Raw genomic sequence first — 25062 nt, 5'->3', positions numbered from 1 at the left:
GGTGCGACGGTTCGCCGTTAGCCCGCCGCCCGCATTGCCCGATACTCTCGCCGCACGATATCCATCAGCTCCTCGACCGACGTACTGGCCGCTTCCCGCTGATAAGTCACCCGTCCACGCTGCATCAGCATCACCCGATCCGCGATATCGAGTGTCTGCGCATAGTTGTGCATGATCATGACAATCGACAAGCCGCCTTTGTTCTTGAGCCGAAGAATCAGATCGATAATCAGTCCAGCCTCGCGGGCACCCATCGCGGCGAGCGGTTCATCGAGCAGCAGGATCTTCGCATTCGAATTGACCGCACGAGCGACCGCGATAGCCTGCCGCTGTCCACCGGAAAGCTGCTCGACCGGCAGATCGACCGAAGGCACATGCACACCGATTTCCTCAAGACACTCAGCGGCGCGCTCACGCATCGCGCGATTGTTCAACAAACGAAACGGCCCCCGCCGAATGATCTCCCGGTTCAGGAACATGTTGTGATAGATGCTCAGCGAATTGGCCAGCGCCAGATCCTGGTAGACGCATTCAATGCCTAGCGAACGGGCGTGATCGACGGAACGAAGCAAGGTCTCCTCACCACCCACGAACAGCTTGCCGCTGGTCTGCTGATGAAACCCCGTCAGAATCTTGATCAACGTCGATTTGCCAGCGCCGTTGTCGCCAAGCACGCCAAGAATCTCGCCTTGTCTGAGCGTTAGCGACACGCCATCGAGCGCGGTGACAGCGCCAAAACGCTTGACGATATCTTCGCCGCGCAGCGCCTCCGGCACCCCATGCACCTCGGCCATCACAACTCTCCCTTGCGCGCGAGACGAACCACGTGGATGTTGAAGATCATGGCCCCGAGAATTGCCGCGCCGAGAATCATGTTGAAGGTGAAGGCGTTGATGCCGATCAGCGTGAAGCCGTCGTTGAGAATGCCCAGTACCGCCGCGCCGATCAACCCGCCGATGATCGTGCCCGATCCACCGGCGAGCGGCGTGCCGCCAATCACTGCGGCGGCCACCGCAAGAAACATGATCTGGTTGCCGCCCGCTTGCGGATCGATCGACGTGATACGAAAACCTTCCAGAATTCCGGTCAATCCGGCAAGTAGCGCGGCAAGAACGAAGTTACCGAGCTTCAGGCGTCTAACCTGTATCCCGGCTTCGCTCGCGCCGAGCTGATTCGCTCCTGATGCGATCGTATGCAAACCCCAGCGTGTATGACGAAGCAGCACATGCATGAAGGCGGCGATGGCCAGTGTCCAGATGATCTCGCTGTATCCCCATCCGCCCATAAACGCCGCTAACGCGGAATCTTCCGGCGGTGAAACCGGCGTACCCCGCGAGATCGTCAGCGTGAGGCCGTTCACGAAGAACAGGGTGCCGAGCGTCGTCACGAAGGAGGGGATGCGCAGGTACACCGTCACCGCGCCGTTAATCAAACCGACGATGCCCGCTGCAATCACGCCGATAATTATCGCGAGCCATGCGGGCACACCCGCCTCGATGGCGAAATACATGATGAACGGCGCAAATGCAAAGACCATTCCGGCGGAAAGATCGATCTCCCCACCGATCATCAGCATGATTTCGCCAAAGGCAATGATTGCGACCGGCGCGATGAACTGGGAGAGATTCTGAAGACTTGCGCTGGTCAGCAGGAAGTCATGGTTGACGCTCTCGAAGTAGATGCTGAGGATCAGCGCAACCGCAAAGATGCGAATTTCGCTTGACCGTCCGAGTGCGCCTGACCAGCGCCTCGGACGTATCGTGGTTTTTTGAACGTCCGTCACGGGAGAGGTCACCCTTTGATTGCACCCGTGTGTGGCACGATCTGGGCTTTCGTGCTCTTGCCTTCATAACGCGTCGACGTGCTCAGATACGGATCGACGGTGCCCTTGGTGACGAATTTCAGTCCCGTGTTGACATTGGCCGGTCCAACCAGCCCACCGGAGGCGAGGAAGGTAAACGCCTCCACGACCGTATAAAAGCCCTGCACGTACGGCTGCTGATCGATCGTGAAGTCAAGAAAGCCCTCGTGAATCAGATCGACCGTGCGCGGCAATAGATCGAAGCCACCACCGTGCACGCCTTTGGAGGGCAGGTTGGATTCTTTCATCACCTCGGCGACACCCTGGGTGCTGCCCGCGTCCACCGCGAACATGCCTTTGAGATCCTGGTGACCGAGAAAGAAGGACTTGATCTTCGATAGTTCTTCGTTGACGGTCGCGCCGGTTGCGATGGTCTGCACGTCGATCTTCTTGCCCGATTTCTTGATCGCCGCTGCGGCGCCGTCAAGCCGTGGTTGAATGTTGAGCTGGCCCGGCGTGGCGATGAAGAGCGCGACGAGGCCGCTGTCGATGAGGTTCGAAATTCGCTCGCCCATCTGATAGCCAGAAAGATAGAGATCCTGACCGATATAGGCCAGGCGCGGATTCGTCGAACCTGAAGGCGCATCGGCGTTATAAGCGAATACGGGAATGCCGGCGTCGAGCGCGGCCTGGATGGGTTTGTCGAACGCTTTCGGATCGACGATCGGTACGGCGATTGCGTCGGCCTTCGCGGCGATCGCAGCGTTGACCGCGTTGACCATTTCGCCGATGTCGGCATTGGCCGAGCCGGTCCACTGGTAGTCCATTCCCAGCATGGCAGTGGCATCCTGAATGCCGTATTGCGTGGGAACGAAGAACGGATTCGTCGTGACGTGGTTGACGAATACGATTTTCCACCGCTTGTGGGCCGGGAACGAACCGCCTTCGGCCGCCATGGCCGGCGTGATCATGCCACCCATGCCGCCCATGAGCGCGAGTGCCGCGGAGAGGCCCGCGCCCTGCAACAATCCCCGACGCGTGCCTTGCACTTCGTCCTTGTCTTCCTTCGCTTGCGCCATTTCAATCTCCCGTCTCTCAATTATTGAACACTTCACTGTTCACGACGGCGCAAGCAGGAAAAGCCCCGGCAAGAAAAGCACCGGAGCCGGGCATCATTCCTTTCATGAAACCCACGTGCACGCGCGTACGCATGACTACCCACCAGAAAATGCTATATCACGCTGTTTTACCTACTAATCGATGTATACCCTTAACTAGTCGGACTAATTAAATTTTTGCGGTGCAGCGCGGCCTTTCGTCTGCGTGTCCGGCGGTGCGGCGCAACACGATGATGGAACAGACCGGCCTCGTTATGCGCGGGTCATAACTGGTCAAATCGGTCTGCATGATGAGCCGGTTGAATAGTATGACTATCAACTTACTACACGAAAGGGGAGTGACGGGGGCGTCCGTTACGCTCGGCCCCTGGCGTTCGGATCAGGGTTGCGTCTGAAACTGGCCGCCGGTTTCCAGAACGCTTTCGGCGTCCGCGCGCGCATTGTCGAGCTGCACAAGGCTTGCCTGTCGCGCGCCTAGCGGGTCACGGCTCTGGATTGCGGTGAGAATCGCCTTGTGACGCGGCAATGACAGCGCGTGCGTGTCGGGATGGCGGCTCGTCAGCTTGATCGATTCCGACAAGGCAAGCGAGAGCATGTTGCCGATATAGGCCAGCAGGTCGTTATGCGTGGCGGCCATGATGGCGCGGTGAAACTCGAGATCCGGATTCAGCAGCGCGCTGGCGGTTTGCGCGCGTTCCATCTGTTCGTAAGCCAATGCAATGCGCGCAAGATCCTCGCTTGTCGCGGCCGTGGCTGCGAGTGCCGCGGCCGCGGGTTCGATCACGCGGCGCACGGTCAGCAGCGAACCGAAGAACTCGCCCTCGGGAACACTGTTGATCGTCCAGAAGAGGACATCCGGATCGAGCATGTGCCAATCCGCGCGAGGTTTCACCACACTGCCCACACGCGGTTTCGACACCACCAGCCCTTTTGCCACCAGCACACGGGTGGCTTCGCGCAGCACGGGGCGGCTCACGCCATAGCGCTCGCACAGGACCGTCTCGGCGGGCAGGCGTTGACCCGGCTGTACTTTCCCGCCGACGATATCCATGCCGAGCTCCTGCACAATGCGACCGTGCAAGCTCTTGCGCTGTTGCAGATGACGGTAGTCCATGGTCGGCGATCGCGGTCGTGTCCGGCGCAGTCTTGTACCGATCCGTGCAGCGTTCTGGATGGCGCTTGCCTTGTTCTCGACACGGATGCGGGTTGTTTTCTTGCAGACAGGTTACTGAGTCAAGCATAGCACGCGATATTCGACGTGCGCCCTGGTGTCAGTGCCGATGCTGTACGCGCGCGATGAGGCAGCATCGCTATGAAAAGAGGGCGAGCTTGCTGCCTATTGAAGGCGCTCGGTCTCGGTTCGCGCGACCTGCATATCCAATACGGTCACGCCGCCAGCGGATCGAATGTGCAGCGTTCCACCCAGCCGCGCCGCACGCGCCTGCATACTGCGCATGCCGGTCCCGGCATGCTGCTCAAGCGCGGCGGGATCGAAGCCGATTCCATTGTCGCGAACGGCGAGCGCGAGTTCCTGCTCGTCGCTGTGCAGGTCGATCTCAACCTGGCTTGCGCGGCTGTGTCTGAAGACGTTGGTCAGCGCTTCCTGAAGAATCCGCATGACGTCGATGCTTTTCGACGCCGGCAGATAGCATTGGTCAAGACCGCTAATCGACCAGCGGCATGCTATGCCGTGGCTCTCTAGCAAGTTCGTGAGCCGGTGCCGCAGCGGACCAATCTGATCGGCCAGCGAGGCCTCGCCGGGCCGCTGGTTAGAGGCCGTGTCGATGATGATGCGCAGATCGTCGCGCAGTTCTTTCAGAATCGACAGGAAGCGTCCGGATGGGATGCCGTGGGGCGCGTGCTCGAGGGTGGCGATGCTGCTGACAAGCGTGCCGCCTAACCCGTCGTGGAGATCGTGGGCGAGATTGAGCCGTTCGTTGAGCCGGACGTTGACCACTTCGAGTTCGTGCTCGCGGTGCAGCGTGTTCGCCAGTTCGGCCCTGGCCGCTTCGACGGTGATGTTCAACTCCTCGTTGAAGCGCTCGATACGGCGCAGATTGGCGACGAAATTCCAGGCCAGCACGAGCGCCATACCGATCATCTGCAATTGCGAGGTGAGGGCGGAGTAGTAGCGATTGTCGTGCAGGATGCCGAGGAACGTCAGCAGGTCATGCATCCCGGCGGCCAGGAAAATGGCGATGCAAATCGACAGGATGCGATGATCGGTGCGGCCGTGACGCCACGCGACGTAGAGAAAAACAAAGCAGGTCGCAAAGAAGTTACAGGCCTGCGCGATCGTCACGATAGCGCGCGTGGTGCCCGCATTGCTATGCGGAGTCACGAGCATGACTGCGGTGCCCGCGGCCACGAGTAGCCAGAGTGCGGTCTCGATGCGCGGCAAACGTCGCTCGCAAAACCGTATCGAGAACATCGTGAATGCGGCGCTGTAAATCATCAACGCGATCGAGTTAGCGCTTTCCCAGGCGTCCGTGCTGGCAAACGGCCATGGACTCGTTGCCAGCTGATTGAGCGCCACCCACCACCAGGCGATCGACATCAAACTGAACCAGCCATAGACGGCTTCCTGCCGCCGCATCAGCCATAACGCGAAAAAGAAGCACCCGAGCGTGGCTGTTACTGCAAGGCTGGAGAGTTGCAGATCGTGGCGCAGCCAGTATTCGGTTTCGTAACGACGTTCAAGCACGGCTGGATCGCCAATCGACACGTTTCCAAGTCCGGGTTGATACTGCGAGAGCCCCGACACGCGGATGAGCAGCGTATTGGTGCCTTCGCGCAGCAAGGGTGGGCTCAGGACCTGGTAGCGCGGTACGTTCCAGGCGCGCGTCAACGGTTCAACCAGATGCCGGTCGCGGGTGAGCAAGCTGCCGTTGAGATAAGTCGCCCCGGCCATGTTCAGGTAGTTGAGCATCAACGCGGCAGGATGCGCTACGTCCGCTTGCTGCCATGAGAGCCGATACCAGACTACGCCGTCGAACTCGGGCCAGCGTGAGGACCAGTCGTCGGGCAGCGTTACCGGAACCCAGCCTGTCGATGGCGGGCTATCGGCCTGCCAGTCCGAGCGGGCCGCTTCGATACGCAGATGGGTGAGGGTGTCCGGGGGGGCCGTCGGCCCGGCGGTTGCCGCGCCAGCGTGGAGCGCAACGAGGGTGCAGATCAGGGCAACAAGCCATGCGTACGGGCTTCGAATACGGCCTGCGTGCGAGAGTTGACCGCCAGTTTCTTGTAGATGTTCTTGACGTGACATTCGACCGTTAGCCTGGACAGGGATAGCACATCGGAAATCTCACGATTGGTGAGCCCTTTGTTGACCAGCACCAGGATTTCGATTTCTCTCGGGCTGAGCGGCGAGCGCGTCGGCGGTTTCGCCTGGGTTGCGTTAGGGCGCCTGGCGAAGCCGGTCAGATCGAGAATACGTCGGGCAACGAACGGATCGATGGGCGCGCCGCCGCGCAGCGCGCTGCGGATCGACATCGCGATTTCAACGTCGTCGCGTTCCTTGAGCAGGTAGCCGGTTGCACCTGCCTGGAGGGCGGTCACGATCACCTGCTCGGTGCTCCAGGCGGAGATTACCAGAATCGGTAATGCCTCATCCTGCCCATGCAAGGCACGGATCAGGTCGATGCCGTTACCGTCAGGGAGTCCGACGTCGACTAGCAGCATTGCGAAGGGTTGGGTGGCTAGTAGTGCGTTGGCTTCGGCGATGCTGCCGGCGAAAGACAGGATGTCGTCTGTGTAGCCGAGAGTGGCGAGGATCGCTCGCAGCCGGGCTTGCATGGGTGGCTCGTCCTCGACGATGAGGAGCGGGCCGGGTAGGACGGAATCGGTGGGGTCTTGCGGCATGGGGTTGCGTAGGGGAGTGGACTAGAATTGCATGCTCATTTCATTCCTGGCGTATTCGTGGGCGTTGCTTCAGGTGAGGGAATAGATACTGGCTCGCCGCGATAGGGATCGCGATTGATCTGTGATGCAAGGCCGAGTTCATTGGCCAGTCCTCCGCTGCGTGTCTCGACAATCATCCAGCGTGTGCCGATGGTAGGCCAATTTTTTACCATTTCGATAACGTCCTGCTTCTCTATAAGAGCCCAGCCGACTGCGTTGGCGTTTTGTCCGCTACGTAGGAAATCACCAAATGCTTTTGTGGCACGCTTCGGGTCAAAATGCAATGTGGGATCTTTGATGCCGCTCGCAATGGTCAAATCCTTCAATTCTCGTTTCGCAAGGTGTGATTTAATCGCGTTCAGAGAAACAATTCGCGCAGGACGTTCATAGTTCCGCCATATTACGTAGTGAACGTATGAAGGCTCTACCGCGCTCGTCCTGCCTTGTTCGTCTTGGTGCGCAGGAGGCAGAGATTTATTGTTCAATTGCGTGAGATATGCATTTGTCACTGCCAGCTTAACGATCTGGTGATTCTGCTTGATGTCCGGCGAATGCATCATCCGCGAGGGAACTTCCAACCAGGATTCCCATGGGGTCGATTGATTGTCGATTCCCAGCCAGGCTGCAAGTCTTTCATCAGCTTCACGTGGTGTTTTCGCGTAGTCAGTGTGAGGCTGATTGATGTCGAAACCTTCCCTGTCCTCCGCGTCGCTCTCTGGCCGCTTGGTCGTAGAGCCATTTTTTGCCTGAAAAAAGCTCAGATTGTAGAAGCGACCTTCTCGTCCGTCGACGGGGCCGATTTCGATCGCTACCCCGAAATCAGACCCATTTAGAGTCTCTTCACTTTTCTTAAACGAACCCCATTGACAGTTCAATGCCCGCGGAGCCTTCGACATCTCGGCCAGCAAGTTGTACCAGGAAAGATGTGCTGCGATGAAGCCCACAACGGCAGAGGTTCGATGCTCCTCTCCCATTGATGTCTGGGTCGTAGCCCGTGTGAAGTCTTCAAGCCCGTGGGCGACGCCGCAGTCAAACGATGTTGTTTTATCGGAATACTGGAATCCTTTGGCATGGGTCTCCAAGGCCTTGGCGGCCCATTGAAAAACTGTCTGTTCTTCCTTTTCTGGTGGCTGCGATTCGCCGCTTGTAGATTCAGTCGACATGAGTCATTAAGCCTGCTGTTTAAGATATGTGGAGTGCGCCTGCAGTTGCCGTAAGAGTAACGCAGCTTTGTTGCTGGAATAATAAGCTATGTAATTAAAAAAGGCGGGTTCGTAAAAAATCCCCGAAGGAGTATTTCAAGGCGTGACTTCACGCCCTCAACGCCAACCGCTTCACCAAGAACCGCTGCAGCCTCGCAAACGCGATCGAAGGCGGCAACGTTACCTATATAGGGTAGTGGCCGTCACCGGATTCCAGCCCGGAAGAGGGTGGTGAACCAGCAACTGATCGTCCAGACGCTGAGCAGCCCGGCGCCCAGCGTTCATCGAGTGCGCGCGGGGTCCAGGCGGCACGGGACAAGTGCTTAGGTTTATATGGCGCCTGCCCACATCTGCTTGTGGCGTTCGTATCATGTTTGTGGCTGCGGGCAGGCATCCTGCGAATCTGAACGGTTGAGGTCGTTCAGTTTTCGACGGTTAGTGCGGCACGGGAACCGATTGTTGAGTCGCGTCTGCTTCTACGTTCGTCGAGCGTGACGTCTGTTTGCTCAGACTTGGCTTCGTGGATGCCAGCGTTTCCTGCCTCGCTATTTGTGATGCCTCTGCAAGGAGACGCGCTGCGCGGTTCGCGGTGATGCGACTTTGAGGGATGCCCTTCGCATCGAGCGCGATCACCTGGTAGAGCTCGCGGTCACATTCGAGTTCCCGCTGATATTGCTCTGCTGTGTCGACAAGCAATTCAAGCATGGTCTGCTGACGTCGTCTTTCGTCGCTCGTGATGGCAGGATTCCTACATATCGAGGACGCAAGTGTAATCAGCGTGTTTAGTTGACTCAACTGCCGGTTGCATAGATCGAAGGTGGAGAGCGCAAGCTTTTCGTACTGGAGCGCGTCGACAGACGGGCGTGAAGCGGGTTGAGATTTTTTTGTAGGTTTGCTGCTCATGGTGCGACCTCCCTGATACTTCCTGGATCGCCCGACACTCGCTTGCTTGGGGAAGTGGGTGAGCGGGCACGAAGTGAGGTTGACAGACCGGGATCGTAACGAACCGGCGAGCCTTGCGGCTCCCCCACCAAGGCCCGCCCATTGAAATATAGACGTGCAGAGGTAGACGCACGACCCGCCTGAGCGGGTGTGCGGTTACGATCACAGGCTGTCAAACCCGGCCGTCGGGTGTTTCCCGATGGCTTAATGATTATAAGTCATGGCGGCGGTGTAGCGTTCAACCCGGCAGGCTAAGTGATTGGGTAAGGCTTCAAATGACACACGCGTGCTAAGGCCAATTCCGCAAGACCTGGAGGAGATTTTGGTTGCTGGGTTGTTGCAGCGACACGCATGTCGTCCATGTGACAGAGATTCTCTTGCGTGCGGCCGCCGTCCACCATCGGCGGGCCATCCTTCGCAGGCAACCACCAGTAGTTCAGCTCTCTGAAAAGACAATTCTTTTAAGTGAATGTCTCCACCAGATATTGCAGATGGGGTACATTACTTATTGAAAAGCAACTACACAACATCAAACTGGGGTTAAGTACGTGGACGCACAAAAAAACGAAGGCCAACCGTTTTTTCCATACATGGCAGCGAGGGAGTTTCCCGATTTTTCGAAAACAAAGCTGGTCGGTAGGCGTGCGTTTATCGATACAATCGCTAGTTTGTTAAATGAAACTTCAGTATTATTTTTGGAAAGCGAGGAAGGTTGTGGCACGACGACTACCGCCGCTCAGCTTTGCATGGCAAATCCGGAAAATTCATTTGCTTTGTTTATTAAGCCGGCGAGCCGTATCGCGTATAGTGCCGATTTCATCAGGCTTGTCTTGGCGGAGCAGTATACATACTATCTTGACGGCGTCTCATTCGACAAGGATGTGATCGATGAGAGTGAATTTAACAGACTTCAGTTCAGGCTTCGTCGTCGAGCAAGCCGGTCAAAGCCTTTTTATTTCGCAATTGACGGATTGCATCAGATCACCAAGGAGGATTTTCGAGCAATTGATGCAATCTTTAAAGAGATTTTGCCGATCGGTTGGGAACATTTCAAATTTTTAGTTGTTGGGAAGCAAGTGGATTTTGAGCCATTTATCCATAAAATTCAGGCTCGTTATTATCAGCAGTTGAAATTCTCCCTTGGAGAGACGAAAGATTTTCTAGGTGACATCAATTTGTCTGAGGATGAGTTGGGAGCCTTATATAAATTGTGTGACGGAATCCCGGCGCGACTCGCTTCGGTGAAGCGGCTTGTAAACACTGGAGTCTCGGTTGAGGAAATATTTCAATCTGAGCCATCAAAATATCTTGAATTTATTCGACTTGAATATGCGCCGATAGATCAGCTGACTCACGACTCCAGACGGCTCTTGGCAATTCTCGCATTTTCAAATAGACAATTGCCGATAATCGAGTTGCTTGAGGTTGCACGCTTGGAAAAGGCGGCACTTGATAAATTAATCGAGACATTTTCGTTTATCAGTATCAACAATTCAACGCATGAAGTCGAGTTTGCTTCGGAAGCACATCGGCGCTTTGCTAGTAACATTCTTTCATCGATGAAAAGCGAGGCGCTGACTTCACAAATCGAATATCTGGTCGCAAATCCACAAAGTCATGTGGCTCTTCGCTTTCTGCCAACTTATTATCAACAAGTTGGCCAAACGCGCGAGTTGGTAAGACTTCTTTCATCTGAACATTTTAGTCATTTGCTTGACAGTACTTCCTCCATAGCCTCACTTCGCACTCGCGCAGAGCTTGGTGTTAAGTCAGCGGTCTTATTGAAAGAAGCAACGGATGTATTTGGTTTTTCGATTAAGAGAAGTCTCTTTGCAAGTCTTGCAGGTGCCGAGGGCGCGAAGGCGGAAATTCGTGCGCTGGTGGCTCTTGGGCGTCCGGCGGCGGCACTTGGTCTCGCGCAAGACTCGGTGGTACGAGAGGAGCGTTTTGCTTTTCTATGCACTTATGCGCGGCAGCTAGTGGAATCCGGAGAGCCATGCGACGTCGAGGTTCTGAGGCTCATCAAGGAATCAGCGTCATTGATTGATTTCGCTGATCTGGGTGATCGCGCGATCGATATCGCCTCGGAATTGGTGGCGGTAGATGCAGGATTGGCTCTATCGATAGTTGTGGGTGCGACCGAGCATGCTGGCAACACGATGGATAAACAGTTCGCAGTAGCTCGTCTCGCAATTGCGGCAACGAAGGGTCAAGGTGAGAAAAACATAGCATCGCTAAATGAAGCCAGCAAGCAGATTTCCGACGAAAAAATGCAAGGATTTATCTCGGAACTGATCTCGCTCGTTTCGTCAATGTCCAGCGCACAGGTTATCTCCTCTGCACAAATGCTCGACGCGGTTCGTCGTCTGCCGTTTCTTTGCTTTTGGGCGTCCAGTCACAGACAGGACGTGGACGCCATCGAAGTAGTCGAGTACGCGCTCAACTACATGATCGACGACTCCGCGTACAGTCCGAAGATGAGCGATCTTAGAAACTTGTCACTACCTCTCGCTTATGCACCCAAATCTCCGCGTGTCGAGACTTTGATTCGACGGGTAGATAGTCAGCGCGGCCTTATAAAAGACTCATCTTTGTCGATCGACTCCGTGTCCCTGCAAGTAACGCTTGCTCACGCTGAAATGGCATTTGGTGATGAAAAAAAGGCTATAGAGCGAGTCGTAGATACTTATCTCGAACTAACCGGTGTGGATAATGCCGAGGTTAAGCTCGAGTGTTTTGCTATTTTGCTTGAGGGTCTTCGATTGATGGATCCGGACGCTCGTATCGAAGCTGAACAGGGCTTTCGCGCACTTATCACATTGGATCTGCAGAGTTTGCTTACTCAAGTCCTTGAAAACTCGGCGGATCACTTTCTAATAGTCAAGGGTGCATTGCGCGCGTTTGCCAATACAGACTTGCCGGGTGCGTGGTCTATCTGCGCAAGGTTAAACCTCATGGGAAGGCGCGATTTGGCATACGGTGAAGTGGCGGAAGCGCTGTATGAAGACGGTGTAATGGGAGATACCGTAAGCAACGTATTGGATACTCTTGCCAGAGTTCACACACGAGCAACAAGGGATACTGCGCTTGGGCGATTCGTTAGAGTTATATCCAAACGTAAATATGTGCTTGAAGAGCACTCGATTACTTTGCTTGCTGTTGCGATTGCGGAATGCCCCAATCCCGACTTCCGAGTCGGGATAACGCCGCGTTTAATCGAAATCTGGGCAAACTCCTCATGTCCAGGTCCGATGCCGTCCTTAGATCTTTTTGACTCTGACTTGGCTCTCGCCAGCGCCTCATGGCTCCGAGTTAATCCTGCATTTGCAATGGCCTCGTCGTTGGCAAAAGTAGCCCCGGTTCTAGCCGATGCGTATTACGGGCGGGGTTCACAGTTCCGCAACAATAGTGAATATTGTACTTATGATTTTTTTGTTATCCTCATGGCTTGCCTTGGATTGGCCGTTCGGGCACTTCACGGTGCGTTAAACGCAAAGTGTGTTATTGATGATCCGCTAGATCGGTTTTTGCGCTTGGCAGATCTTGTGCCGTCAATCCCGGCCCGCATTGATCTTATCGGTGATCTTGCGAGTAAAGCTTGGACGGCTGACCGGGCTGATATAGCATTAAAACTACTGAAAAGCAAATCCCTTCCTGCAATAGAAGATGCACGTCGCTCATCCGAGTATTTGCATCGGTATCTAATAAAATTATCTTTCCCGAGTTTGTATTGTACCCAACAGCAACTTGCCCTAACTTATGCCAAGGAGCTTAGCCTAGCCGATGCTGAGGCAGCATCGTTAGAAACGGTCGACTTGATACTAAGGCGGGAAACGAAAAGCGATCCATCGCTCGACGAAGCAGTTAACAAATTTCGCATCACCTATGGTGATGCTCTATCGACCTGCACGTTGATTGAAACTCTTAAAACCGATAATTCTATTTATTGGTGCATAAATGAACTTTGTTCCACTATTACCTCGAAAGTAAACAAAACAAGTTTTACGCGAAATCAACGTGAGGATCTTGCTACTCGATTGTCGACTTTTTTTAGGGAAAATTTGCCGGATGTTGAGAATATTAAACATGACGGTTATTTAATTCTGTGCGAAGCTTGTATTTTGACGCTCCGCGAAGACACGAAAATAACTGAATGGCAGGCTTTGGCTACTCGAGGCCGTGCGATCCCTAACGCGGCAGATGCAGGGTTCGTACTGTATGAACTTGCGGAATTAGTTCCGACAAAATTTGACTCGTTGCCGTCGCTTCTGAGAACCGAGGTAAACGAGCTTTTTAAAACGCTACCCTCTCCAATTGATCAAATAAATAGACTCATTCAAGTCTCTAAGAACGCGAGAGGGGCTGGTGTAAACCTTGCGAAAGAGCAACTGCGATCGGCAATGCTGATGACGCTTAAAGCTCACGATGAGGACATCGCAAAACAAAGCCGACGTCGAATTGTCGATATTGCGGAAAAAATCAGCCCTGAATTTGCAAACGAATTACTTGAACTGATCGATCAAGACCCTGCGCGCGCTACAGCTCGATTGGAAGTGCGTCAACGTCTTCGCACCTTGAAGGTGAAAAAGAAACTTGCTAACGCTAAGAGTCCGGATGATATCGCTAAGAGTGAGGTCAAACACTTGCCGGAAGCGGCTTGGATGAATGTTGCTGGATTAATGACTGGGCGACTTGAAACGAAGGCCCCTGAATTGATGATTGGCTACCTACACAGATCTTCGTCTCTGCCGCTTTCTGACGCATATCCTGTTTTAGCTTGGCATATCGAGAATCTTGCGCGCAAGTTTTCAAAGAGTGAGCAAGGCTCGCAGCAAATGGATTCGTTGGTCGAACAGGTTTTGCTCACATGTGAGCTAGCGGAAAATATTACTTCGCGAATTACTGCTCGAAAAACTAAAAAGATTACTTCTAGTTCGGAGATTGAGCCCGTACAGATCGGTGTGAATAATAGGGAAGCTGCACTTGATTTTATAGGGGAGTGGCTATCGTTATGTGATAGCGATGTTTGGCTGTGCGATCCCTATTTTGGACCTGATGAAATTGATATTTTTAAACTTGTCCTGTCCAATTGTCCGGGGAGCAGTTTAACAATTATAACGGCAAAACGGTTTTTGGCTGAAAAATCTGCTTTAACGGCAGAAGCGTTTTGGGAGCGCTGGAATTTAATGATGGATCAAGATCTTCCAACGACCAAGATCATTGGTGTTTCTTACGCTGACGGTGCCAAGGCGCCCATCCACGACCGATGGTTAGTCGCAGGTGGCCGCGGGCTACGACTCGGAACCTCAATCGGCTCTATCGGCACGGGCAAGCTTTCGGAAATATCAACGTTGTTCGGGGACGAGTTGACCCGAGTGAGGGCGAATTTGGAGCCATTCGTCCGGGAAGATCGAACCGTGGGCGGCGCTCGGATTCATTACCATTCCCTCACGCTTTAGATGCTGATTCACAATCGGCTAGGGATCGCGGCGATTTGAAGCGGGGCAGTGGGAGCCGACGGGAGACGTGCACCGGTCATTTTGGCGGGCAATGCAATCTATTTAGAGGTTGTTGCTTTTCCGATTGCCGGAGGGTGTCAATAGTTGACGACGAACGTTGCATATCGCTGTGTGCAAGCCGAATGGCCGCGGATGAAGTGTTATGACGAGGACACCCCCGCACGGTTTCATCCGCGACCATCGTCTGAGCAAAAACGTCGAACTGCAAAAGCAGGCCTGCATCAATTCTGAAATTGGCCGCGCGTCACTTCACTCGATGCGTATACTTTCCGAAGCTTGCATATCTGCGATCTGCGATCTGCGTCAAGCGACCCACTGCGCACACCGGATCAATTCGACAGCAGACGTTCGTCACCACGTCGCATGTTCGAACGTGGTTTGCCAACGTCTACCTCATTCATGGAACGGCCCAGCCTCGAACGTCGCAGCTCCATCGGCATACTCTCGCACCCATACGTCACGCGTTTCTTCCCCGACTCCCTTTACCCCAAACGACGCGTGCGGTAGACATCGAGCAACTTCGCCGAACAGATCGGCAACCGACCAGCTATCAAGAAAGAATAAAGTGGGCGATGACGCCGGCAGCGCCGACCCACACGCTTCGAACAAATTCTTCAGGACATCGTGGCTCAGAGCACGTTCATCAAGAGACTTCGTAATCTCATTCTGGACGCTCGATATAGCCAGCGCTTCGCCGTCGAACGGATGGACCCAAACTTGCGTGTGAAAGCTCATGCGAGTTACTCCGGTAATGGTCGTTTCTTGAGAATCGCGGTCTCTTTGCGCGTGAGGGTTTGCGCAATTGTCGACGAACTTCCTCGCTGCACCAACTGACCGTTGACCACTGCACAGCATCCCACGAAGTTGCGCGAAGATCATTTACGGCGCGCGCGTCAGGTAAAGGACGTAAGTCGAGCGGCGCGACGCTCATGGGGATTTCATCTTCGATGGCCATTGGCGGCCCGGCCAACTTTCAAAATACTGTCTTCGCCAGGAGGCGATACCGAGGTCGACAACGCGAACGGAAACAATCGTAACGATGTCCTGTTTTGCGAGCATTGGCGACGCACCAAAAGCGGCTCGCGCTATCGCATGTGTACCCTGTTCGGTTTGCAGCATCGGCGAGCCGCTCACAACAGAAATGGTGGTGACGGTGTGAGGTGCATCGCCCGACGATCCGACATGAACGATGCTATTCGCCGTGACACTGCTTTGCCGGACCGAGGGGATCGACAACGTTGCACGCTGGATTTGCTCCAGATCCGCTAGCTTCGACGCTAGAAACCGGTTTGCGAGCGGACTCGCGAGCAGTATGAGGCCGGCGAACGCACCCAGCGCGACCCAGTGCTTCCTGCGAACCTGAACAACTTGTGCCTGCTGCGTGGACTGTCGGACGACGACACTCGATACCGCCAGGTCTTGCAACGATTGTCGGCTTGGTCGGTTGAATGCAAGCAGATATAGCAGTGCCGCACCCCATAGAAATACGACGAATGAGTTAACCCACACGATCCATGCCGTATTGGGCGAACTCAGCACTGGAAGGTCGATAAACCCTATACCGCCGAGAACGGTCGGAACAGCAACAATTGCATAGCGTAGACACGCTTGTGTCACGCTCAGCGTTGCAATCCCGTCCGCGTTACACCTGACGACCTTAATTTTTAACGCCTGCTTTCCGAGTGACTGGCACCTGCCGGCGTGGCCTTCCATCAGGCCGAAATAGATCGAGCCAATTAGAAATCCAATCAACCGTCCCCACTGTCCGATTGTGGCCAACTGGTCAAAGAATAAGACGGCGAGCGCCAACCCGATCAGACCAAGCAGGAGGCAGTCGATAGCAAACGCCGCCGTCCTACGCCAAAACCCTGCGATCTCGCCGCTGGGCGCTGCAACGCTTTCGGCTACTGTATTTTCGGTTGTTGTCATGTCTGTTTACTTGTATCCGTCGTTGCCTAGGCGCTGACAGGCTGAAAACGTCAGTCACCTGACCGACATTCAGTTTCCGACGTCACGTGTCTCGTTAACCACAAGTTCGGGGACAGTCGGACGACTCTGGTTTCCTTGCTTGCACGCCGTCGATTATTTGACTTTCTCCGCGATGCCGATATAGATCTCAACATTCCTGGAAGACTCGTCCCATCAAGAAACACGATGGTGAACTTGGTTCAGGGTGTCGTTTTCTTCGACAGGACGAGATAATGCACCCGACCGTTCATGTCTTCGGCGTATTCCAGAAGGAAATCGCCCGGCGGGACCGTCATGTCCGGAAACATTTTGATGACGCCACCATCTTTGACCGTCTGGTCCAAATCCGTTACCGAACCAAGGTTGTAGAAATTGACTCCGTAGGCCGGTGAGTCGCACATTACGGATGCATATGATCGAGCCGGCACAACATAGCCGAGGCACTTTTTGCTGCCTCGCAGGACGGCAGCCTGAGAGGCCTCGTTAATCATCGTCACGTCCGGACCGTACGCGCTAGTGGACTTGCGAACCACGACGCTCGTGAAGTGACGGTTGTTCTGCCGGCTGTCGACGACGTCGTAGGTGCCGACCAATGCGTCTGTTGCGGCGCGTAGATCGGATTGCTGTTGTGCGACGGGACGGGAATCGTGGAAAGGCGCGCAACCGAACAAAGGGACGGCCGCGCAAACCGCGGCGATGTGACGAAAGTGCATGATGTTTATCTGGTGGCTGGCGGTCGCGTGGTCATCCTGGATGCCCTTTGCGCCCCGGCGTTGTTGTTGAAAGTGCTGCGGGAAGTTCGCTCGGATTTGCTCGCTCTAACGTGGCTTATTGAGCATCTTCGACCGGACAAGCTGAAGTAAATGACGCCATAGCTCTTCGATTGCCGGTTGCAAGATTTTCGCTCTTGCGATAACCGTTCGCTTCGACACAGGAGCGCCCGCGTTGTGTCTCGCGTTACGCAATCAGTATCAAATCGCATTTATTTAACGCGGGCGTCGAGCGTCTGCTTGCTTCCATTACCTGATATCGGCTTTTCTATGGCGGACTTTAGCCACGAGGGACACTTTGCTTTGGTCGTTTCCTGGTGATTGGACTATTCAGTGCAAGTCTTGCTTGTCTCGATTCATCCACTGCCGTATGCTTTGACACATGAACCAATCTCAGATCAACTCGATTATTAGCGCCGCGACAGTCTCGGCGGGATAGCTATTGGGTTGACCATACGCAATCACAACCCGCCCAGAAGGCGGGTTTTTGCTTTCTGGGCCTTAATCGGAGTGCCTGGAAATGACGAGTGAGAGCAGGGGAGTTGAGGGTGTTGCCGCTAATAACGCAGCCGTTCTCCATATGGTCTGCGGCAAAATTGCCTCGGGCAAGTCCACGCTGACCGCCCGCCTGGTGAAGGACCAGCGGGCGATCCTGATCAGCGAAGATGTATGGATGGCACATCTTTATCCGGGCGAAATCCATACCCTCGCAGACTATGTGCGCTGTGCCGGACGCGTTAAGGCCGTCCTCACTGACCACATTCAAGCGCTCCTTTCGGCGGGAACGTCGGTGGTTCTGGATTTCCCGTTTAATACAACCAACACCCGTGCATGGGGACACTCTCTATTTCGGACCGCCGGGTGCGATCATCGGCTTCACTATCTGGATGTGAGCGATGAAGTTTGCAAAGCTCGTCTAAGGACGAGGAACGCGTCAGGCGAACACCCGTTCCAGACATCCGAAGCGCAGTATGAGCTAATCACCCGCCATTTCGTCCCGCCCGCGTCAAGCGAAGGATTCGACATCGTGGTGTACGACGAGACTGGGAATATCCGTTGCCGGAGCGTGGACGACATCGGATTGTTGGGGTAGCTGCAATCCTTTTGACTGCAACCGGCCGCGGGTGTTAAGCGTGACTATTGATAATCGAGCGTGTCATCGACTTTCGTGATCTTCCATCCGTCGCCTTGCTTGCGCAGAAACACCAACACACTGATCTTGTCTTTCGAGCCGAAAGTAACCGGAACAACCGCAACGTCGTCGAGCATGATCGCTTGATGTGTTGCGATGTTGTTCGACCAGTCCTGTTCGTCGTAGTCCTGAACCTTCGTGAAATAGTCGGCGTCTCCTGGCAGCCTGTTGTGGCGGTATGCGCTTCGGAGTCTGTCGACCGTGGTTTTGGTCACGTAAACATAGATGCCCTTGTCCAGCAAAGGATAGGTGTCTTTGGATTCCAGCTTGATATACCAAGCGTAAAACGCTTTCGTGCTTGCGTCGGGAGTCGCGCTATCAGCGAACGCTCTTTGCTGGAGAAGCAGCCCGCTAACCAGCAGCAAAACCGATACGGCGAGGGTCAATAGCTTCTTCATCTTTCGTCTCAGTTGTATCGGTAGATACTGTATGCCGGCTGCATTGTGTTCTAGCCTATTAATGGCAGGCATCGCCGGGCGTGTTCGTGGCTCCCTTCAGAAGCCGCAGCGTTTTGGTAGTTCTCGATATGAAGCTGATGATCTTCACCGGTAGCTTTTGAAAAACTCTGACCCGCCGAGTGCAAAGCTGGTAACAGGTCTGGATCCTTTATTCATCGCGGCGCCGCGGCGGTTAGCTTACAAAAAAGACCGTTGTTAATCATGCAGCATCGTGTCAATGATAAGCCTCGTTGAAGAGCGGCCGAATTCAACCACCACATGAAAGTCAGTTGTTCGGCCTAAGCCGATGGTCGCCGATCAACGGCTCTGCGGCGGCTCAAGTTCCCTTCACGGACATTCGCAAACCCGTGCCAGCGAATGTCTCCTATCTCTGTTGACGAGGGAGTCTTCACGACCCTTTGCCGTCGTTCAATATTCCGGCGAGGAAGTCCGGTGACAGTCGCATAGCGGCTGTTGAAATCGTTACGCTGGCGGCCACTCTCTTCCATCAATTTGCTACCAAGATTCCACGAATCAATCGAGGGACCACAATCGATCCCTCGTGTGCAACGTCTTGTCTGTCATCGGTGCCGCTAAGGAGTTGAGTGACGAAAATCGCTCGTATCCAACAACCCGTCCTGCGCGGGAATCCGCAGAAACCTAATTCACCAGATTTTTATGGCGCTAGACCGCCGGGGCCTCGCTCCATAGCTTTTCAAGATCAACGTCCTCGCTGGCTGGCTGCTTGTCGGTTGGCAAGCGATCCACCTGGATGATCATCGGAAGCTCAAACGCGGTTCCAGTGACCACGCAGCACCCTTGGGACAGTCCAGGGATGAGACTGCGCGATAAGGCGTCCAGCGTAGAGATGGTGTTGTCGATGAGAAACAGGTCTCTGTCGTTCACCAAGCGATGGATGAAGAAGTTGTGCAACTGCGAGACGATGGTTGGCGATATGTCAGCCGGACGCTGGCTAGCAATGGTTACGAAAATGCCGAACTTGCGGCCCTCCTTAATGATTTCCTCGAAGAGTTCGAGCCGGTAGTCCCTCCAGCTCTCACTCTCCCGCGTTGACTGCTCGGAAAGGATGTTGTGCGCCTCATCGACTATGAGATGGACGGTGCGGTCTGGAGGGTTAGCCACCGTCGTCTTATGGGCGTTGTAGTAGTGCTTCGCGAACAGCAACGGCAGGACCTTCTTGACCTCGTTGTTGCACCGGCGCAAGGAAATCACGGTCAAGACCTTCTCGTCTACCGCTACATTCGCGATGCTCAGTACCCGGCGCATGCTCTTCAGCGAGGACTCCACGCGCTTGAGCAGGGGTTGAATGTGCTCGAACTGGACGAACCCGGCATTCAGGTCGGACATCAGTTGCAGGTTGACCCGGACGATCAACTGATCGAAGTCATCCAGTGCGGAGGTATCCAGCGCGTCTACGATAGGAGCGATATGGTGGTGATAGTTTTCCCCTTCCGCATCGAAGAACACACCGTTGCGCGTGAATCTGCCGGCCCGCTGATGCCAGTTCACCTGCCTGAGCAAATCATCCAAAGCCTGGTTGTTAATTCGCCGCGCCACGACCCGCATCAAGTCAAGCGTTGCAGGCCTGACCTCGCCCGCACAAAACGCCTGCCGGAATTTGCTCTTCGCGTATGTGTCAAGCGAACCTTGCTGATCGTCAAACCGCGCCTTACCCGTAAGAACTCGGCTTAGGAACGGACGCTGGGTGTTCATCGTGGCCTGGAACAAGAGCGAAAGGGTCTCAAGGTCCCAGAACTCTGTAGGTGCCAAGGGAAACTTGTCCCCAGCATTGGCGCCGCCGGGCTGCTCCTGAGTCGACAGTTGATACACCTTTTTATGGGCCGCAGGTGCGAGTTGTTCCCCCCCGTACTCGCCGTTGAAGTCGAGGATGACGAAACGGCTCTTCCCCGCGATGCGCGGCAGCTTTTGGTCGAACAACACAGTGTAGAGCTTGGCCAGTGTGTTCGACTTCCCGCTGCCTGTGTTCCCGAATATGCCGATATGGCTGTTGAACAGCCGCTTCCAAGGCAGCCCGACCGCAATCTCTTCCTTGAGCATCTGCCCGATCTTGAAGCTGCTGTCGGCCTTACGGTCGAAGATAGACCTAATGCGGTCTTCGGTCAGCAGGTAGGCCGCATCCTGGATCATCGGCAGAAACTTGATGCCCTGCGTGAAGCCGCTACGGTCGAAGAAGCCGATGGGCCTGGCCTCTACCTTGCGAATGAAGGTTGCTTTGCCGTCCCGCGTTTCAACCCGGCTCTCGTCCAGGTACTCACCCTCGACCATGCAGATGATGTCGCGGAAACCGCGCTGGATCGACAGGTACTCTCGGATAGAGACTCCCTTGTACTTGTCGCCGTCGTGGAAGAGTGTCTCCTTGCTGGACTGCTCGTCGATCTTCAGAACCACCCTGGTCCCTTGAACGGCAATGACCTCGCCAACACGGATGCTCATAAGACCAAGTCCTCACCGTTACCGTGCACAGCAGGCACAGCGGAGTCCGCGGGAAGCGGCGGAGCCACCGCTGGCGTCGAGGCAACAGCCTCCGGCCAGACCAGCACCCTCTGATTGAAGGCGGTGAAGTCCATGTTCTCGCCGTCCAGAGCCAAACACTTCACGTTGCGATGGCCTTTGAACTTTTCTTCCATGGCTGCGCGCCCAGACGTGTTGTAGCAGCAAATGAAGACCTGCAGCCCTGGGTTGGAGAGGGACCGCATGACGAGGTTGAGGATGTGCTCGTCTGCGAAGGAGAAGCCGAAGGTGATAAGCACAGCGTTTTGCTTCTCTAGCTCATAGCTGAGCAGGCGCAGCATCTGGTAGTAATGCTCCTCGTACACCGTCTCGTGGAATTTCCACTTGGTCGGATTTACGATGGGCATGCGCTCGTACTTCGCCCAGAACGCCTCCAGCACCTCGTTGTCGATTCCGGTGCCGGGCAACTGAGCAAGTTCGGCATCAGGGTTGTTTAGCGCGGCGGAGAACGGCTGCAGTAATTCGGCGGTGCCGGCATCGAGCAGGTCTTCACGGTCCTCCGTGTCGTAGCTGACCTGGATCGCCGAGCCTGCCTTGCTCCAGTAGACCGACCCGTGGAGGTGGATCAGGTTGACCTGGGGAGTGCTGCTTTGGTAGCGCCCGAAGACGCCTGTCTGGCACAGATACGACCCAAAATTGCGGGCGTGCAAGATGCGTTTGCTGAAACCGCGAGCACCGTCATTCAGCACGAAGTCAGTGCGCCCTTCTTTGATGAGTTCGTCGGCCACCAGCGGGAAACACCCGTCGTAGTTTGTCGTGAAGATATTGCAGCGTCTGTCGAGTGCCTTGCGGCGACTCACCATCTCCAACGCCGTGGTCAGGAAGGTTCGGTAGTTTTTGATGGTCTGCGCGCCCGCTTCGGTGCTGACAGCGGTCTCGAGGGTGAGCCGTTCCGCGGGTCTGATGCAAGACGAGTAGTAGTGCATGAACAGCGGCACGAGGCGCCGGCGGTCACCATCGTCCTGCTCGAACTTAGTGGCCAACTCCTCAAGCGAGTACCTCGCTTCGCCTACGCCTGTTCGCATCTGGAGCTGCAGCGTCGGAAGCAGGCCAATGGACGCCCCTGATCCGAAGAGGAAATTTATATCCTTGTCGTAGATATCCCCGATTGAAATCACTGGCATCTCCCTGCCCATTTGTTCGCAACATAGATCGTGCCATGAAGCGACGCGACAGCAAAGAGCACCTAGAGGGTCTACCGTTTGCGGGTGATGCCCCGTAGTCGATGCCGAATGGGTCAAGCGACCGCAACGCGTCGAGTTCCAATCATAAGCCGCCGTCGAACGACCGTCGCTTTATGGCCGTTAGTACCGGCTCGATGAGCGTCCCGCAGAGTGAACGTTGGATCCTCACCGGCAGCTTTCGGACGAGCTGCGTGGACGCGTACTAACGGCCAATTCCGGGCGTTGGACCAACGACCCTGTCGGACATTCAAAGGTCCGCTTCGCGCAGGTAAGAGACATTACTTACTCGCGCACCAAGGGGCACTGCATGCTCGCAGACTGCCGGGAGAATCTGCGTGCCCTCGTGTTGATGGCCCAATTGCCAAGAATTGGAACGGCTCTTAAATCAGGCTAGGTTGGCGCGCGTAATTTCAACTGCAAATAGAACGCTCCTGAATAATCCGTTACAATCTTCCTCGGTCTCGCAGACAGAATTTCTGCCATGTAATCGTGGCACTTGGCAACAATGTGAGGACCTATGCCCTCGTATGCACCTGACGAGGAGACGATGACCTGTACGATATCGCCGCTTGGCGATTGAGTGTCTGCGAGGCCACTTTCTCGATGTTGGTTCCGGAAATAACGACCTTAGAGCGCTTTCAAGCGGCACATTCACGTGAAGCGCTTGCGAACCTACTTGATATCAAGCATCAGCACCTTACGTACCTTCTGTACGTAAAAAAGGATGCAGGCAAGTACGCAACCTTTTCCATTCCGAAACGGAGCGGCGGGACCCGTGAAATTCGCGCGCCGATAAAAGAGCTTAAATCACTCCAGCGAAGACTTGCAAACCGGCTTCAGAACTGCATTTCTGATGTTAGCAGAATCACTGGCCGAGAGAACCAATCCTCGCATGGGTTTTGCCCCAATAAAAGCATATTGACAAATGCTTCGGCACACCGAAACAAGCGATATGTTCTCAATCTTGATCTGCAGGATTTTTTCCCCACAATCACAGGGCAAAGAATTCGTGGCTTTCTAATTAATGACAGGAATTTTAAATTTCACAGAGATGTCGCGACCACGATAGCACATATTGCATGTGTTGACGGAGTGCTACCTCAGGGAAGTCCTTGCTCTCCCGTTATTTCAAATCTTATCGCTGGGATTCTAGACTCCCATTTATCTCGCCTTGCCCAGAAGAATGGATGTCATTATACGAGATATGCGGACGATATCACGTTTTCCACAAATAAAAAAGAATTTCCATCGCAAATAGGCTTTCTTGATAAATCGACTTCGGATAAATGGGTACTCGGGAAGGAGCTTCGCAGATTAGTTGCGCTGTGCGGCTTCGTGATTAACGATGGAAAAACGAGGATGCAATGCAAGAACTCTCGACAGCAAGTCACGGGGCTCGTCGTCAATGAGAAGGTTAATGTAACCTCTGAATATCGACACCTGGTACGCGCTTATGTTTTTTCCTTGGTTAATCGCGGAAGCTATAAAATTAGATCGACCCTTAAGGGTGGAGACGGTAACGAAATTGTTTCCGAAAAAGATGGAACGCCGGAGCAATTGCATGGGATGCTCGGATTCATTCATTCCGTCGACAGCGTTTTTCGAACCGAGTTGAAAAACAATCCTCACAATCATCTCCCTCCGTACCAGTTGTCTGGGAAAACGACCCCTGATCCGTTGCCGCTACGGAATTTGACAATATACCGAAAATTTTTGCTCTATACTCGCTTTTACAGAACTACTACACCATTGGTAGTTTGTGAAGGAAAGACCGACATTGTCTATATAAGCAGTGCGGTTCATCAAAGCAAAGCGGTGTTTCCGCAGCTAATAAAAAAGAATGACGCTGGAAAAGATATTTTGGCATTCCAGTTTTTCAAATACGACCGAAAACATAAAAAGAAAGAGCATGTGTATATGCCGAATTTCTCGACGGCGGCAATACTTGGCGTGGCAAGTGGCGGTGGCCCTAACTTAAGCAATTTAATCAGAACGTACCACAAGGAATCAAAAAAATTTCAATCACCATGCGGCGATAAACCGGTGGTGTTTGTCGTGGATAATGATAGCGGCGCCACGGAAGTCTTGAAGGCAATAAAAGACTGTTCGGGTAAAGCGTGCGACCGGGATGACCCTTTCATCCACGTCTTTGGGAATCTTTATGTCGTACTAGTGCCTCGAAATGGCTTGGATAAAATGGATACCGAAGGTCTATTCTCTCCGTTGGATCTCGCAAAAGGACACAACGGCAAGACGTTTGATTTTTCAAAGGATGCGGACAGTTCGACATCTGTCGGAAAAGCACCATTTGCATTCGAATTTGTCGCACCCAAAGCGAAAGAGTTGGACTGGACCGGTTTTCATCCGCTGCTAGCAAACATAATTGCGGCGTTTGATCACTATAAGGGCACGATGGCCGCCATCGTGCCCAGCCCTCCCTAACGGCTACAGTCGGCTGCTCAATTGGAACAACGAA

17 protein-coding genes are annotated in these 25062 nt (G+C 54.3%); 3 read left to right on the top strand and 14 right to left on the bottom strand.

Translation table 11 applies throughout. The annotated features are described in order from the left end of the window. Positions 1-17: 17 nt before the first annotated feature. The 8 genes from BCY88_RS01605 to BCY88_RS01570 form a co-directional block, all read right to left on the bottom strand. Positions 18-794: an ATP-binding cassette domain-containing protein gene (locus BCY88_RS01605; protein ID WP_183081240.1), complete on the bottom strand. Its 777-nt coding sequence runs from the start codon at positions 792-794 to the stop codon at positions 18-20. Continuing rightward, entirely contained in the window at positions 794-1759 is a 966-nt protein-coding gene (locus BCY88_RS01600) for an ABC transporter permease (RefSeq protein WP_404935667.1), read from the bottom strand. Before BCY88_RS01600 ends, BCY88_RS01605 begins: the two co-directional genes overlap by 1 nt. Positions 1760-1791: 32 nt before the next feature. After that, positions 1792-2880 carry a sugar ABC transporter substrate-binding protein gene (locus BCY88_RS01595; protein ID WP_120342516.1) on the bottom strand — a complete coding sequence of 363 codons (1089 nt, stop codon included), beginning with the start codon at positions 2878-2880 and terminating at the stop codon, positions 1792-1794. Between the two features lie 418 nt (positions 2881-3298). Beyond that, positions 3299-4033, bottom strand: coding sequence for a FadR/GntR family transcriptional regulator (locus BCY88_RS01590; protein ID WP_120342515.1), 735 nt, complete (start codon positions 4031-4033; stop codon positions 3299-3301). Positions 4034-4255: 222 nt separating this feature from the next. Continuing rightward, positions 4256-6184: a sensor histidine kinase gene (locus BCY88_RS01585; RefSeq protein ID WP_120342514.1), complete on the bottom strand. Its 1929-nt coding sequence runs from the start codon at positions 6182-6184 to the stop codon at positions 4256-4258. Further along, positions 6094-6714, bottom strand: a complete 621-nt coding sequence (locus tag BCY88_RS01580; RefSeq protein WP_404935661.1) for a LuxR C-terminal-related transcriptional regulator — start codon at positions 6712-6714, stop codon at positions 6094-6096. The genes BCY88_RS01585 and BCY88_RS01580 overlap by 91 nt, the downstream gene beginning before the upstream one ends. 101 nt (positions 6715-6815) lie before the next feature. Continuing rightward, a complete protein-coding gene (locus BCY88_RS01575) occupies positions 6816-7982 on the bottom strand; it encodes a hypothetical protein (RefSeq protein ID WP_120342512.1) in 1167 nt (388 codons plus the stop codon). A 474-nt stretch (positions 7983-8456) separates the two neighbouring features. Beyond that, complete coding sequence (locus BCY88_RS01570) at positions 8457-8924, bottom strand: hypothetical protein (protein WP_120342511.1); 468 nt, start codon at positions 8922-8924, stop codon at positions 8457-8459. A 587-nt stretch (positions 8925-9511) separates the two neighbouring features. Between BCY88_RS01570 and BCY88_RS01565 the strand changes: the two genes are divergently transcribed. Continuing rightward, the gene (locus BCY88_RS01565; RefSeq protein ID WP_147408488.1) at positions 9512-14422 is read left to right on the top strand and encodes a hypothetical protein; all 4911 of its coding nucleotides are present in this window, start codon (positions 9512-9514) and stop codon (positions 14420-14422) included. A gap of 453 nt (positions 14423-14875) precedes the next feature. On the opposite strand, the gene BCY88_RS01560 is transcribed toward BCY88_RS01565, so the two are convergent. The 3 genes from BCY88_RS01560 to BCY88_RS01550 all read right to left on the bottom strand — a co-directional run bounded on the left by BCY88_RS01560 (position 14876) and on the right by BCY88_RS01550 (position 17163). After that, a complete protein-coding gene (locus tag BCY88_RS01560; RefSeq protein WP_120342509.1) occupies positions 14876-15217 on the bottom strand; it encodes a hypothetical protein in 342 nt (113 codons plus the stop codon). A 192-nt stretch (positions 15218-15409) separates the two neighbouring features. Beyond that, on the bottom strand, positions 15410-16411 hold the full coding sequence (locus BCY88_RS01555) for an RDD family protein (RefSeq protein WP_120342508.1): 1002 nt from the start codon (positions 16409-16411) through the stop codon (positions 15410-15412). 239 nt (positions 16412-16650) lie between these two features. Continuing rightward, positions 16651-17163, bottom strand: coding sequence for a hypothetical protein (locus BCY88_RS01550; RefSeq protein WP_120342507.1), 513 nt, complete (start codon positions 17161-17163; stop codon positions 16651-16653). Between the two features lie 577 nt (positions 17164-17740). Here BCY88_RS01550 and BCY88_RS01545 point away from each other — a divergent pair. Continuing rightward, positions 17741-18313 carry a P-loop nucleotide/nucleoside kinase family protein gene (locus BCY88_RS01545; RefSeq protein ID WP_120342506.1) on the top strand — a complete coding sequence of 191 codons (573 nt, stop codon included), beginning with the start codon at positions 17741-17743 and terminating at the stop codon, positions 18311-18313. Positions 18314-18357: 44 nt separating this feature from the next. On the opposite strand, the gene BCY88_RS01540 is transcribed toward BCY88_RS01545, so the two are convergent. The 3 genes from BCY88_RS01540 to BCY88_RS01530 form a co-directional block, all read right to left on the bottom strand. Beyond that, entirely contained in the window at positions 18358-18810 is a 453-nt protein-coding gene (locus tag BCY88_RS01540) for a DUF3828 domain-containing protein (protein WP_120342505.1), read from the bottom strand. Positions 18811-19533: 723 nt separating this feature from the next. Next, positions 19534-21324 carry an ATP-binding protein gene (locus tag BCY88_RS01535; protein WP_120342504.1) on the bottom strand — a complete coding sequence of 597 codons (1791 nt, stop codon included), beginning with the start codon at positions 21322-21324 and terminating at the stop codon, positions 19534-19536. Continuing rightward, complete coding sequence (locus BCY88_RS01530; RefSeq protein ID WP_120342765.1) at positions 21321-22520, bottom strand: SIR2 family protein; 1200 nt, start codon at positions 22518-22520, stop codon at positions 21321-21323. Before BCY88_RS01530 ends, BCY88_RS01535 begins: the two co-directional genes overlap by 4 nt. A gap of 669 nt (positions 22521-23189) precedes the next feature. Here BCY88_RS01530 and BCY88_RS01525 point away from each other — a divergent pair. Continuing rightward, positions 23190-25028: a retron Ec67 family RNA-directed DNA polymerase/endonuclease gene (locus tag BCY88_RS01525; protein WP_147408487.1), complete on the top strand. Its 1839-nt coding sequence runs from the start codon at positions 23190-23192 to the stop codon at positions 25026-25028. Positions 25029-25062 lie beyond the last annotated feature (34 nt).

The organism is Paraburkholderia fungorum (genome assembly GCF_003610895.1).
Taxonomy (GTDB): Bacteria; Pseudomonadota; Gammaproteobacteria; order Burkholderiales; family Burkholderiaceae; genus Paraburkholderia; species Paraburkholderia fungorum_B.
This window is presented reverse-complemented; position numbering and strand designations above follow the sequence as displayed.

Bases quoted from the DNA above. Each gene is read 5' to 3' on its own strand.
- BCY88_RS01605 (WP_183081240.1), bottom strand. From the start codon at position 794: ATGGCCGAGGTGCATGGGGTGCCGGAGGCGCTGCGCGGCGAAGATATC.
- BCY88_RS01595 (WP_120342516.1), bottom strand. From the start codon at position 2,880: ATGGCGCAAGCGAAGGAAGACAAGGACGAAGTGCAAGGCACGCGTCGG.
- BCY88_RS01590 (WP_120342515.1), bottom strand. From the start codon at position 4,033: ATGGACTACCGTCATCTGCAACAGCGCAAGAGCTTGCACGGTCGCATT.
- BCY88_RS01585 (WP_120342514.1), bottom strand. From the start codon at position 6,184: ATGTCACGTCAAGAACATCTACAAGAAACTGGCGGTCAACTCTCGCAC.
- BCY88_RS01580 (WP_404935661.1), bottom strand. From the start codon at position 6,714: ATGCAAGCCCGGCTGCGAGCGATCCTCGCCACTCTCGGCTACACAGAC.
- BCY88_RS01575 (WP_120342512.1), bottom strand. From the start codon at position 7,982: ATGTCGACTGAATCTACAAGCGGCGAATCGCAGCCACCAGAAAAGGAA.
- BCY88_RS01570 (WP_120342511.1), bottom strand. From the start codon at position 8,924: ATGAGCAGCAAACCTACAAAAAAATCTCAACCCGCTTCACGCCCGTCT.
- BCY88_RS01560 (WP_120342509.1), bottom strand. From the start codon at position 15,217: ATGAGCTTTCACACGCAAGTTTGGGTCCATCCGTTCGACGGCGAAGCG.
- BCY88_RS01555 (WP_120342508.1), bottom strand. From the start codon at position 16,411: ATGACAACAACCGAAAATACAGTAGCCGAAAGCGTTGCAGCGCCCAGC.
- BCY88_RS01550 (WP_120342507.1), bottom strand. From the start codon at position 17,163: ATGCACTTTCGTCACATCGCCGCGGTTTGCGCGGCCGTCCCTTTGTTC.
- BCY88_RS01545 (WP_120342506.1), top strand. From the start codon at position 17,741: ATGACGAGTGAGAGCAGGGGAGTTGAGGGTGTTGCCGCTAATAACGCA.
- BCY88_RS01540 (WP_120342505.1), bottom strand. From the start codon at position 18,810: ATGAAGAAGCTATTGACCCTCGCCGTATCGGTTTTGCTGCTGGTTAGC.
- BCY88_RS01535 (WP_120342504.1), bottom strand. From the start codon at position 21,324: ATGAGCATCCGTGTTGGCGAGGTCATTGCCGTTCAAGGGACCAGGGTG.
- BCY88_RS01525 (WP_147408487.1), top strand. From the start codon at position 23,190: ATGTTGGTTCCGGAAATAACGACCTTAGAGCGCTTTCAAGCGGCACAT.